Origin of the sequence: Salmonella sp. 2020_1395 (genome assembly GCF_043848115.1) — a bacterium.
Lineage (GTDB): Bacteria > Pseudomonadota > Gammaproteobacteria > Enterobacterales > Enterobacteriaceae > Salmonella > Salmonella enterica.
This window is the reverse complement of sequence record NZ_JBCMFH010000002.1, coordinates 415794-428474: the sequence shown is the minus strand read 5'-3', so window position 1 is coordinate 428474 and position 12681 is coordinate 415794. Positions and strand designations below refer to the sequence as shown.

The following is a 12681-nucleotide window of genomic DNA, read 5'->3' as shown; positions in this document are numbered from 1 at the left end:
CCGTGGAGGTGATACGAGATAATGAACCGTTGTATTCTGCTGAATCTGTCGCATCGTTCTGGTGCGCGCATGTCCCCCGCAATCTGCATCTCTGCTTTGCATACCTGCCGATGTTATACCCATCTCGGCGCTTCTCAGGATTCCAGAGCCGGCAATGGCGCTGAAGACTGAACAAGGGCGCTCTTGTTAACGCAAGAGTTTTCTCGTGGTTTCGCCGAACCGTTATCTGTGAGTTCGGTTACGTGTTTACAATGATATGAAAAAGAAACCGGTCGCGCAGGCGGAGCATCAGCGCTATCTGCTGGAAAATCCGCTTGTCTATGGGTTGTTATCGCGTCTTCGGATTGCGATAGTAGTCAACTGTTTTACACTTGCTAATAAAAATTGAGGTTCGCTATGTCTGACGACATGTCTATGGGTTCGCCTTCGTCAGCAGGCGAACAGGGTGTACTACGCTCCATGCAGGAGGTTGCAATGAGCTCCCAGGAAGCCAGCAAGATGCTGCGCACTTACAATATTGCCTGGTGGGGCAATAACTACTACGACGTCAACGAGCTGGGCCATATTAGCGTATGCCCCGATCCCGACGTACCGGAAGCGCGTGTCGATCTTGCCAAACTGGTGAAAGCGCGCGAAGCGCAAGGTCAGCGTCTGCCGGCGCTGTTCTGCTTCCCGCAGATCCTGCAACATCGTTTGCGTTCAATTAACGCGGCGTTTAAGCGTGCGCGTGAATCTTACGGTTATAACGGCGACTACTTCCTCGTTTATCCGATTAAGGTCAATCAGCATCGCCGCGTGATCGAGTCCCTTATCCATTCCGGTGAACCGTTGGGGCTGGAAGCGGGGTCGAAAGCGGAATTGATGGCGGTGCTGGCGCATGCCGGCATGACCCGTAGCGTGATCGTCTGTAATGGTTATAAAGACCGTGAATACATTCGGCTGGCGCTGATTGGCGAGAAGATGGGCCATAAGGTTTATCTGGTCATCGAAAAGATGTCTGAAATCGCGATTGTGCTGGAAGAGGCCGAGCGCCTGAATGTGGTTCCTCGCCTGGGCGTGCGTGCGCGTCTGGCCTCTCAGGGGTCCGGTAAGTGGCAATCCTCCGGCGGCGAAAAATCAAAATTCGGCCTGGCGGCGACGCAGGTGCTGCAACTGGTGGAGACCCTGCGTGACGCCGGGCGTCTGGACAGTCTGCAACTGTTGCACTTCCACCTGGGATCGCAGATGGCGAACATTCGCGATATCGCGACCGGCGTGCGCGAATCCGCGCGTTTCTATGTTGAGCTGCATAAGCTGGGCGTTAATATCCAGTGCTTCGACGTGGGCGGCGGTCTGGGCGTGGATTATGAAGGTACCCGTTCGCAGTCCGACTGTTCGGTGAACTATGGCCTGAACGAATATGCCAATAACATCATCTGGGCGATTGGCGATGCCTGCGAAGAGCATGGTTTACCGCATCCGACGGTGATTACCGAGTCTGGCCGCGCCGTCACTGCGCACCATACGGTACTGGTCTCTAACATTATCGGCGTGGAGCGTAACGAATACACGGATCCGACAGCCCCTGCTGAAGATGCGCCGCGCGCGCTGCAAAATCTGTGGGAAACCTGGCAGGAGATGCATAAGCCCGGCACTCGCCGCTCGCTGCGTGAATGGCTGCATGATAGCCAAATGGATCTGCACGATATTCATATCGGCTACTCTTCCGGCGCGTTTAGTTTGCAGGAGCGCGCCTGGGCGGAACAACTTTATCTCAGCATGTGCCATGAAGTGCAGAAGCAACTGGATCCGCAAAACCGTGCGCATCGTCCGATTATCGACGAACTGCAAGAGCGGATGGCGGACAAAATGTACGTCAACTTCTCGCTGTTCCAGTCGATGCCGGACGCGTGGGGAATCGATCAGCTCTTCCCGGTACTGCCGCTGGAAGGGTTAGATCAGGTACCGGAACGTCGTGCCGTGCTGCTGGATATAACCTGTGATTCCGATGGCGCTATCGACCACTATATCGATGGCGACGGTATCGCCACGACGATGCCGATGCCGGAATACGATCCAGAGAATCCACCGATGCTCGGCTTCTTTATGGTCGGCGCCTATCAGGAGATCCTCGGTAACATGCACAACCTGTTTGGCGATACTGAAGCGGTTGACGTGTTTGTCTTCCCGGATGGTAGCGTCGAGGTTGAGCTGTCGGACGAAGGCGATACCGTTGCGGATATGCTGCAATATGTACAACTGGACCCGAAAACGCTGTTAACGCATTTCCGCGACCAGGTAAAACAGACGGATCTGGACGATGCGTTGCAGCAGCAGTTCCTTGAGGAATTTGAAGCGGGACTGTACGGTTATACTTATCTTGAAGATGAGTAATTAAGAGTATTCCGCTTGTGGGTCGATTTAATTATTTAAATCGACCCTTTTATATTTTATAAATTCTTAATTATCAGCGGTGCCGCTTCTCTATGTAATTTTATGGGCCTACAATCCCCCTAATAATTAAAAAGGGGGTTAAGTATGAGCAAATTTAAATTTAATGCCGTCATTGTTGGCTTGTTTTTGCTGTTAGGCGGTTGTTCCAGCGGAATGCAATCTAATAATGGCTCTTCATCCGACGTCGGCACCGCCTGGGGCGGCGACGTGCATTCATCGGTACAAAGCGTTTCGGTAGAACGTGCCGATCGAGAACCTGCCGAAATGGTGGTAATAAATTACTCCACTCAATATCCGTCAGGTTACGATAAAGTTTATAGTATACGTATCAGCGATCTTGAATATGCTGTGCGCGACGCTAATTTTAATTCGATTCCAATTACTCGTCGCTACAACGCATCAATGGGACAATGGCAATATAGTATTCCTGCAAGATCAGGGATGAACTATCAGTTATATATCCGTAATTACAGTCATGATACCAATTACGAAATCGTCGCAACGGTTGATGGCCTGGACGTGTTGAACGGAAAAGCTGGCTCGCTGAATCATCATGGCTATATTGTTAACGCTGGCGATTCACTGGCGATTAAAGGGTTTCGCAAAGATAAACACACTGAGGCGGCATTCCAGTTCGCCGACGTAGCTGACGCTTATGCGGCCCACTCCGCGCAGGGCGACGTACGCAACATCGGCGTCATTGGCTTTGCCGCTTTTGCATTGCAGGGTAAAGCAACAAATACGCTACCGCCTTGTTCCTCGCAGGCTTTCCCGGCGGACAACAACGGGTATGCGCCGCCGCCCTGCCGCAAATAAACCCGGCATCAAACGTCAAATATGCGTTATGGGAATCAGCGCCTTTCCTGCCGAGTCTGGTGGGGAAGGACTGTGTGACGCGCATAGCCGTAGGTTGCGGGAAAGAAACGACCACTCTCTGGCAGGGAAATTGTTTACCATAAACATTAGGATTTGTTTACACTACCCTCAAGTGGAGCAATTGCTGTCTACATAGGTATGTGCATGGAACAAATTTTAACCAAGCGGCGCTATTTTGATATAGGGCTGCAAATAGAAGAACTACTCTATTCAGGGGTATTTAAAGCTGGCGAGCGACTTCCGGCGGAGAGAGAACTCAGCGAGCGTTTTCAAACCAGCCGCACGACGATTCGTGAGGCGATTATTATGCTTGAGCTGAAGGGAGTGGTAGAGGTTAAGCAAGGCGCAGGCACTTACTTTATTGATAGTCTGGAGAAAATCAATCAAAAAGCGCTCTTGCCTTACTCAGACATTGGCCCCTTTGAATTGCTACAGGCCCGGCAGGTCATCGAAAGCAACATCACCGGTTTTGCCGCTACGCAAATAAGATTTAATGAACTTAAGCAGCTTAAACGTATTATTGAGCAGCAGGAAAAGCAGATTGGCGGCGACAGCGACAAATTTGAAGAACTGGATCGCCAGTTCCACAATATCATCGCGGAATCCACGCAAAATCGTGTATTAATGAAACAATCTGCCGAGCTGTGGCGGGCTGTCAGGACCGAAAATCCGCGCTGGAAGCAGTTAAACTATAAGTATTTACATAAGAAAGAGTTAAGAATGAAATGGGTGGAAGATCACCGTAGTATCTTCCTTGCATTGCAAAAACGCGATGCTGAGCAGGCCAGACAGGCCTCGTGGACCCATCTTGAAAACAGTAAAAATGAGCTGGTAAAAATCTTCCAACAGGATGATTCGCTGGAAGATTTTGATGATTTTTTCTTCGCCACCTGACGGCTATTTTCAGGCGGATGACATTTTTGTCAGCGATTAACCGGGCCTGCCGCCAAAAACAAACCCGGAGAGAGGGAATCAGGCTTCGTAAACGCTCAGCTTATCCCAGTCAAACTCTACGCCAATGCCGTAGGTGTCTGGTGCCACGGCGCGATAATTGTCGACCACCAGCGGATGTTTGGTATATTGCTCGATCGGGAAACTGTGAACCTCCAGTCAGCCAGTCTCGAATGCGGAAACCAGTCTGACGTGTAATTCCTGCATACCGAGCGAGCATACCAAACGACCGCCATTCGTCGACAGACGCGCCGCCTTCATCCAGCCATTTTCCACAGCGGCAGTTTTTCACGTTTGCCTTTCAAATCCCAAAGGGCGATATCCACCGCAGACATCGCAAACGACGCGATGCCTCCGCAACCCATATAGTGAATATGCTATTCCATAAAGTCATAAATATCGTCAATCGCAGCGCCTCTTTCCCTGACAGTACCGGGGCAAGATCGTGGTCGATCATCGCTTTAATTGCATACCCTCCCTTTCCGCCGGTATAGGTATATCCGGTGCCAGTTGAACCGTCTTCCAGCGTAATTGTCGTGGTTACCAGTTCGAAATGGCTATTATGCCATGTTTCACGTCAACTAAGACCTCGGCCAGAGGGGCTTTGAAAGCTTTGTTTCAACGTGCCTAATCCGCGTCTTCATCAATTTTTTCCTGTTTTAAATCAATGGATTAATTTGCCAATTACGTCTAAAGGCGGCTCACTCCTCATCGCTTTAGCAGCGACCCGGATGATCAAAACCGTAACTGATGTTCTTAGGTTAATGTTGATGCTGATAATAAATTGAGTTCATTAATTCCCTAGACAAATTATCAGGTTTGGTTTGCTGTATTTCGGGTGATTATTGAACCAATCATGCGTGACATATACGCTTGCAGCGGGCGTGTTATTCAATAAGATATTGTTTTCCATGGGGTTTAATGATTACGGGTTGTATGGGTGGTATGCCAATTCGTGGCCGATTTTTCTAATCAAAATCACGATTTTGTGAATCATAAAATTTATCCGGAGAAGTGCTTTTTGTAACTATTTGATAAATAAATTATTTTTATTCATTGGCTATTAGTCAGCATACCAGGGTAAAGAATCTGGTGCCATGAGTGTGATCATATTCACGGATTTTGGTATGGTGTTTAAGCAGAATTGGTAAACAAAACAGGGGTGGGAAAAATTCATGGACACCATAGCTCGCCAGTTAGACGCCGCAAGGCACCAATTCAAAACGACTTATTCACGTCAGGGAATGGAAGCCAACATCGTACATATTGGATTTGGCGCCTTTCACCGTGGTCATCAGGCTGTTTATAACGATCTCACGAATGAGATAACCGGCAACCGCTGGGGGATTTTTGAACTGAATCTGTTCGGCGATGCGGAGCTGGTGGATGCGCTAAATGCGCAACAGGGGCTGTTTTCAGTGGTGGAAACGTCAGCCAGCGCCATCAATAGTCGCCTGGTTCGTACCGTCACCGGCGCGTTGCATACGCCGAAGTCAGGTATTCAGGCGGCGATCGAGAAGCTAACTGAGCCGCAGGTAAAAATTGTTTCGTTGACGATAACGGAAAAAGGTTACTGCACCGATCCGCGGTCCAGAACGCTCGATCTCAGCCATCCGCTCATTAAACATGATCTTGCCGATCCTGAACATCCCCGGTCAGCACTCGGACTGATCGTCGAAGCGCTACGGATACGCCGCCAGCAAGGGCTTCCCCCGTTTAGTGTACTGTCGTGCGATAACATTCCGGAAAACGGTCATTTGACCAAAACGGCGATCGTTACGTTTGCCGATAATCTCGATCCGCAACTGGCGGCCTGGATAGCGAAGCATGTCACCTTTCCTGGCACCATGGTCGATCGCATCGTGCCGGCAATGACGCCAGAGCAATTTGACATGATTAAAGACCAGATCGGTTTTGCCGATCCCTGCGGCATCGTATGCGAGGATTTCCGTCAGTGGGTTATCGAAGATAATTTCGTTGCCGGTCGTCCTGACTGGGATAAAGCAGGGGCGATGTTCGTCTCGGACGTGCTTCCCTATGAAGAAATGAAACTTCGTATGCTGAATGGCAGCCATTCGTTTCTCGCCTATAACGGCAGCCTGGCTGGATATGAGTTTATCTATCAGTGCATGGAAGACGACGCTTTTAAAACCGCCGTACATCATTTAATGACGGAAGAGCAGGCAAAATCGCTGCGCCCGAATTTGGCGGTAGATGTACATCAATATGCGCAGTTGCTCATTGAGCGATTCAGCAACCCGAACATTAAACATAAGACCGGACAGATTGCGATGGACGGTTCTCAGAAGCTGCCTCAGCGGGCCGTCGATCCTTATCTGACGCTTCAGGCGCGCGGCGTTAAGGGCAGGGCGTTGGCGACGCTGATTGCGGGCTGGCTCCATTACGTCATTAATACGCTCTCTCAGGGGCAGAGCGTGGCCGACCCGCTCAATGATACCTTCAATGCGGCTATTAAAAATAAAAACACGCGATGGGAACAAGCGCTGTCTTTGCTGCAGATAAATAGCATCTTTGGAACGCTGGCCGGCGACAACGCAGATTTTTTAAACGACATTCAGCAGGCCTTTAACCATATTGAATTACATGGCGTCACGGCCACCATTCACCGTTTATCTTCAAAGGGTTAAGTATGAAAACGCTTATCTGTAATAATCCGGGAAATATCGAATACATTGAAAGGGATATTCCTCATTTAAAAGACGATGAAGTACTGTTAAAAATTAAAGCGGTTGGTATTTGCGGCACCGATATCCATGCGTTTGCTGGCCGCCAGCCCTTTTTTGCCTATCCGCGCGTGCTGGGTCATGAAATTTGCGGCGTGGCGGAAATATTGGGTAAATCGTGCAGCACGGCGAAGGTCGGCCAACGCTATAGCGTTATTCCCTGTATTCCTTGCGGCGCTTGCGCAGCCTGCCGGGAAGGAAAAACCAACTGCTGTGAGAACGTCTCGCTGTATGGCGTTCACCAGGACGGCGGCTTTAGCGAATATCTGGCCGTTCGTGAACAAAATCTGGTTGAACTGTCGGATAACCTCACCGACAGCGCGGGCGCGCTGGTTGAGTGTTTCGCCATCAGCGCCCACGCAGTACGCCGCGCTGACGTGAAGCCGCAGCAAAACATTGTGGTGGTCGGCGCCGGGCCGATTGGGCTGGCCGCCGCCGCGATAGCAAAAGCCAAAGGCGCTCGCGTCGCGGTAGCTGATATTGACGCCGAACGCCGTCGTCTGGTAGCCGAAAAGGTAGGCGTTGCAACGCTCGATCCGTCGTCAGACGACTATATTGATGCGCTGAAAGCCTGTTTCTCCGGTGAATTAGCCGGCACTGTGCTTGATGCCACCGGCAATAAATCCTCCATGAGCCGCGCTGTCGATCTGATTCGTCACGGCGGAAAAATCGTCTTCATCGGGCTGTATATCGGCGAGCTCGTCATTGACGATCCAACCTTCCATAAAAAAGAGACCACGCTATTGAGCAGCCGTAACGCGACGCGGGAAGACTTCGAATGTGTCATTGAGCTAATGGCTCAGGGCGCTATTAGCGAAACAATGATGAAAAACCAGGAATTCGATTTCTATACGTTCGGCAACCAGTACCAGAAGAACGTGGTAGAAAACAAAAAATTGGTTAAAGGCGTTATCAAATTTTAATAGCGGGATAGTTATGTCAACAATATTAGTCAAAGAAAATGAATTGAAAGCGCTGGCGTTTAATAAACTCACCCAGGCGGGTCTTGACGCGCAAACGGCGCAGCAGGTAGCCGACGTTTTGGTTCATGCCGATATTACCGGCGTTCACTCCCACGGCGTTATTCGCGTAGAGCACTATTGTACCCGCCTGAACGCAGGCGGGCTCAATCCAAAAGCAACATTCAGCATTGAACAGATTTCGCCTTCTGTCGCTATTCTGGACTCTGATGATGGAATGGGACACTGCGCGCTGATAAAGGCGACAGACCACGCTATTAGTCTGGCAAGAGAGACGGGGCTGGGCTTCGTCAGCGTCAAAAATACGTCCCACTGCGGCGCGCTCTCGTGGTTTATTGAGCAGGCGACAAGCCAGGGAATGGTGGCTATCGCCATGACGCAAACGGATACCTGCGTTGCGCCGTATGGCGGCGCGGAGCGCTTTCTGGGGACTAACCCAATCGCCTTCGGCTTCCCCGTTAAAGACAGCCATCCGATGATCGTCGATATGGCGACCAGCGCCATTGCGTTTGGTAAAATTCTGCACGCCAAAGAAACCGGGAAACCAATAGGTCACGGCCTGGCGCTGGATAAAGAGGGACATATCACTACCGATCCGCATAAAATTGAAAATCTGCTGCCCTTTGGCGGACACAAAGGTTCTGGTATTGCCCTGGCGATTGATGCGCTCACGGGCGTCCTGATGGGGGCAAACTTTAGCAACCATATTGTTCGGATGTATGGCGACTATGACAAGATGCGCAAGTTAGCGAGTCTGGTTATCGTTATTGATCCGCAGATGTTGGGCAATCCGCTGTTTTCCTCAATAATGAGCACAATGGTCAATGAGCTAAGGGCTGTAAAACCGATGCCCGGTGTTGATAAAGTGCTGGCGCCAAACGATCCGCAAATCGCCTATAAAGAAAAATGTTTAAAAGAAGGTATTCCTGTGGCTGAAGGTATTTACCAGTACCTGATTGGCTGATAATTATAATCACGACCATTATTTAGGATAACTATAGTATGCTATATGGAAATATAGAGCAGCTTACTTTATTACCTTACGTTAACCACATTATTAAAAAACTTATCATCGAAGCGGTGAAGATAGCTGAAGATCAGCCTGCTGGTAGATATGAACTTTCTTTCCCGGAATCATTTCTTATGATAAGCGAAGGGGAAACACACTCTTCGTTAAACCGCAAAGCTGAACTTCATAAAAAATATATCGATGTTCAGATTTTACTAAGCGGTTATGAGGAGATTGGCTATTCCAACAAAATTGATACCAGGATAAAGGAGCTTGAGCATCTTCCTGATGACATCATCTTTCCTGAATGTGTCGCTAATGAGCAGTTCGTTACATTAAATCCTGGCGATTTCGCGCTTTTTTATCCCAACCAGATCCACCGTCCGCTTTGTACGCGTGGTAAACCTGCGCCGGTTAAAAAAGCGATTGTGAAAATTCCGGCCACGGCATTTAGCGAGTCAAGCTTGCCCTGTCAGACGAAGGAATAAAGAAAGCGCCAAATGCAATTCAGGAAGAGACCTTCAAGTCATCCTGAATTATAGCCAGAATGAATAAGGTGGCACTTTTCTGACTTCAGAGCCTTTTCGCGTTGAGGCTAATCGCGGAAAGGCTTTTTACGTTCTGTAAAAAGATGATGCGGGGTCTCCACGGTAAATAAGTGAAAATGATACAAATCGATTTTGATATTATTTTTGTTCAATCTGAATAATATGGTCTTTTACACGGAAAGTAATTGGCGAGGTGTTATGAATCATATTTTTAAATTCGCATTTATTTTTATTATCAATACTATATTTTTAATAAATGCTTCAGCAACAACGATGGACAAAGATAAATTTGTAGAAGCGAATGGTATCAAAATTCATTACGTTGAAGAGGGCGAGGGGCCTCCGCTGCTGTTGATTCACGGTGGTGGTCTGACGGCGAAAAGCTGGCAGGGATTAGCGAAAGAGGCATCTCGATATTTTCGCGTCATCATGCCGGACAGTCGTGGACATGGATTAACCAATAACCCGCAAGGAACGTTTAGCTATGATCTGATGGCGGAAGATATGGCGGCTTTTGTTAAAGCGCTGAAGCTGGAAAAACCGCTGGTGATGGGTTACAGCGATGGCGGCATGGTCGTTCTGAAGTTAACCAGCCGATACCCGGATCTAGCGCGCGCTGCTATCGTCGGCGGCGCAACGCATCGCTTTGCTACGACCCATTACATGCAGGGGATGGAAATTTTTTATGGTAAAGGAATGCCTCAGGGGCAATTGACGGATCGCGATCTGGATAAAATGGCTTCGGATGCGCCCGGGATGGTTAAATTTTATCAGAACATGCATCATCCAGAGCAAAAAGACTACTGGCGCACGTTCCTCAAAGGTGTCTGGCCAATGTGGACAACGCCCACATCGCTGGCGGAAGAAGAGGTGAAAAAAATCCACACTCCTGTGCTATTACTGGACGGCGACCGGGATGAATTTTTCACCGTTGAAGAGGTAACGAAGCTGTACCGGCTGCTGCCTCAGGCGGAGATGACCCTCATTCCCGGTAGCGGTCACGCCATTTTCCAGACGCCAGGAAAAACACCGCTGTTTTACGCATTAGTGCTTGAGTTTTTACAGCGGCAAATCCCTAAGGCCTCTTAACTGGCCGCGATGGACGTATGAGCCTACTGATTTGCGCTGGATATATATTTTTTTCGGGCGTTGTCTACTGTACCTGGCTAAACTGACTTCAATAATGCGGTCTGTCAGAGTAAACTTTGAGCCGTAAACAAATTCAAACCCTTCCTCGTCGGGCCTAACGACGCGGGAGGGTTTTTTTATATTGACTAAGAAGAGGTTTTTGCCATGAGCACCTTAGGTCATCAGTACGATAACTCACTGGTTTCTAATGCGTTTGGTTTTTTACGTCTGCCAATGAACTTCCAGCCGTATGACAGCGATGCCGACTGGGTGATCACTGGCGTACCGTTTGATATGGCAACGTCCGGTCGCGCTGGCGGCCGTCATGGCCCGGCGGCGATCCGTCAGGTGTCGACCAACCTCGCCTGGGAACATCACCGTTTCCCGTGGAATTTTGACATGCGCGAGCGCCTGAACGTCGTGGACTGTGGCGATTTGGTGTATGCGTTTGGCGATGCCCGTGAAATGAGTGAAAAATTACAGGCGCACGCTGAAAAACTGCTGTCTGCAGGCAAGCGTATGCTCTCTTTCGGCGGCGACCACTTCGTCACGCTGCCGCTGCTGCGCGCCCACGCGAAACATTTTGGCAAAATGGCGCTGGTACATTTTGACGCGCATACCGATACCTACGCTAACGGCTGCGAATTCGATCACGGCACGATGTTCTACACCGCGCCGAAAGAAGGCCTGATCGATCCGCATCATTCGGTACAGATCGGTATTCGCACTGAGTTTGACAAAGACAATGGCTTTACCGTGCTGGATGCCTGCCAGGTCAACGATCGCGGCGTGGATGATATTCTCGCTCAGGTGAAACAGATCGTCGGCGATATGCCGGTCTATCTGACCTTTGATATCGACTGTCTGGACCCGGCGTTTGCGCCTGGTACCGGTACGCCGGTGATCGGCGGCCTGACCTCCGATCGCGCCATTAAACTGGTACGCGGTCTGAAAGATCTGAACATTGTCGGTATGGATGTAGTGGAAGTCGCGCCGGCTTACGATCAGTCGGAGATCACCGCTCTGGCGGCCGCGACGCTGGCATTAGAAATGCTCTATATCCAGGCGGCGAAGAAAGGCGAGTAAGTTGTTTTGCCGGATGGCGCTGCGCTTATCCGGCCTACAGCTGATTGATGCTTGTAGGCCGGATAAGGCGTTCACGCCGCCATCCGGCACTGTTCGGGGATTATTTGATCCCGTCTGCGCTCATACGATCGCGCACATGCTGTGCGCGTGCGGCGGACGCCGGGTGATCGTCGAACATTGAGCTTTGACGACCCGCTTCCAGTTTTGCCAGTTTCTCAAAGCTGGTGGCGAGTCCTGACGGACTGATACCGCGTTTGCGCAACAGATCGTAAGAATAATCATCCGCTTCGGACTCCTGACGCTGGGAGAACTGCGAGTTCACCAGTTTTTCGCCAAGATCGCCAAGCTGTGATTGCGACAGGCTGCCGACAACGCCTCCTGCCGATGCCGCCGCAACACGAACGGCGTTAGTGCCCAGCGCGACCTGCATCCCTTTCTTTACATGACCCAGCGCGACATGGCCCATTTCATGGCCGATCACGGCTTCAACTTCGTTGTCGGTCATCATATCCATCAGTCCGCTGTAGACGCGGATACAACCGTTCGCCATGGCAAACGCGTTGACGTCTTTCGTCTCGTAAACCTTATAGTTCACCGGCTGGCCGTTAATGTTATCCCCCAGCGCGGCGGCAATTTTTGCCAGTCGTTTAGTGTATTCGCTGCTCGCCGGCGCGATTTTCGCTTTGCTGTCGAGCTCTTGACAGGATTGATCGCTCAACGCTTTTACCTGCGCATCGCTTAACGTATAGGCCTGAAAAGCTTCAGCGCCCGAAGAAAGCAGTCCATTAGAGTCCATATTCTGGCAACCGGTCAGCACCGTCGCCATGCCCAAAGCAAGCAGTAAAGCGCGAATTTTCATTTTTCTCTTCCATACGAATTAATATTATTTTGAAATGCGCCCGTTGCAGATGAATTAGCGCCTAGGT

13 protein-coding genes and 1 pseudogene are annotated in these 12681 nt (G+C 50.1%); 12 read left to right on the top strand and 2 right to left on the bottom strand.

The window, feature by feature from the left end:
* Positions 1–21 precede the first annotated feature (21 nt).
* The 5 genes from ACH0WD_RS04635 to ACH0WD_RS04615 all read left to right on the top strand — a co-directional run bounded on the left by ACH0WD_RS04635 (position 22) and on the right by ACH0WD_RS04615 (position 4203).
* On the top strand, positions 22–171 hold the full coding sequence (locus ACH0WD_RS04635; RefSeq protein ID WP_001751809.1) for a hypothetical protein: 150 nt from the start codon (positions 22–24) through the stop codon (positions 169–171).
* A gap of 85 nt (positions 172–256) precedes the next feature.
* Complete coding sequence (gene yqgB, locus ACH0WD_RS04630; RefSeq protein ID WP_000729109.1) at positions 257–388, top strand: acid stress response protein YqgB; 132 nt, start codon at positions 257–259, stop codon at positions 386–388.
* An 8-nt stretch (positions 389–396) separates the two neighbouring features.
* Entirely contained in the window at positions 397–2373 is a 1977-nt protein-coding gene (gene speA / locus ACH0WD_RS04625; protein ID WP_001278580.1) for a biosynthetic arginine decarboxylase, read from the top strand.
* Positions 2374–2517: 144 nt separating this feature from the next.
* Positions 2518–3249, top strand: a complete 732-nt coding sequence (locus ACH0WD_RS04620) for a hypothetical protein (RefSeq protein ID WP_000032796.1) — start codon at positions 2518–2520, stop codon at positions 3247–3249.
* A 153-nt stretch (positions 3250–3402) separates the two neighbouring features.
* Positions 3403–4203: a FadR/GntR family transcriptional regulator gene (locus ACH0WD_RS04615; protein ID WP_001576357.1), complete on the top strand. Its 801-nt coding sequence runs from the start codon at positions 3403–3405 to the stop codon at positions 4201–4203.
* 314 nt (positions 4204–4517) lie between these two features.
* On the opposite strand, the gene ACH0WD_RS04610 is transcribed toward ACH0WD_RS04615, so the two are convergent.
* Positions 4518–4595, bottom strand: coding sequence for a hypothetical protein (locus tag ACH0WD_RS04610; RefSeq protein WP_023228383.1), 78 nt, complete (start codon positions 4593–4595; stop codon positions 4518–4520).
* An 840-nt stretch (positions 4596–5435) separates the two neighbouring features.
* Between ACH0WD_RS04610 and ACH0WD_RS04605 the strand changes: the two genes are divergently transcribed.
* The 7 genes and pseudogenes from ACH0WD_RS04605 to ACH0WD_RS04575 all read left to right on the top strand — a co-directional run.
* A complete protein-coding gene (locus ACH0WD_RS04605) occupies positions 5436–6908 on the top strand; it encodes a mannitol dehydrogenase family protein (RefSeq protein WP_000379532.1) in 1473 nt (490 codons plus the stop codon).
* A gap of 2 nt (positions 6909–6910) precedes the next feature.
* On the top strand, positions 6911–7927 hold the full coding sequence (locus tag ACH0WD_RS04600; protein ID WP_000853907.1) for a zinc-binding alcohol dehydrogenase family protein: 1017 nt from the start codon (positions 6911–6913) through the stop codon (positions 7925–7927).
* A gap of 13 nt (positions 7928–7940) precedes the next feature.
* Positions 7941–8948, top strand: a complete 1008-nt coding sequence (locus ACH0WD_RS04595) for an Ldh family oxidoreductase (RefSeq protein WP_000104231.1) — start codon at positions 7941–7943, stop codon at positions 8946–8948.
* 38 nt (positions 8949–8986) lie between these two features.
* Positions 8987–9481 carry a YhcH/YjgK/YiaL family protein gene (locus tag ACH0WD_RS04590; protein WP_000965537.1) on the top strand — a complete coding sequence of 165 codons (495 nt, stop codon included), beginning with the start codon at positions 8987–8989 and terminating at the stop codon, positions 9479–9481.
* Positions 9482–9673: 192 nt separating this feature from the next.
* Positions 9674–10630 (top strand): alpha/beta fold hydrolase, encoded by a 957-nt coding sequence (locus ACH0WD_RS04585; protein ID WP_023785407.1) that lies wholly within the window; start codon positions 9674–9676, stop codon positions 10628–10630.
* Positions 10631–10834: 204 nt separating this feature from the next.
* Positions 10835–11755: an agmatinase gene (speB, locus tag ACH0WD_RS04580; RefSeq protein WP_000105550.1), complete on the top strand. Its 921-nt coding sequence runs from the start codon at positions 10835–10837 to the stop codon at positions 11753–11755.
* A gap of 3 nt (positions 11756–11758) precedes the next feature.
* Positions 11759–11843: pseudogene (locus ACH0WD_RS04575) on the top strand (hypothetical protein); the annotation flags it as partial.
* 12 nt (positions 11844–11855) lie between these two features.
* Here ACH0WD_RS04575 and ACH0WD_RS04570 read toward each other — a convergent pair.
* Positions 11856–12614, bottom strand: a complete 759-nt coding sequence (locus ACH0WD_RS04570; RefSeq protein WP_000701831.1) for a M48 family metallopeptidase — start codon at positions 12612–12614, stop codon at positions 11856–11858.
* Positions 12615–12681: the final 67 nt, after the last annotated feature.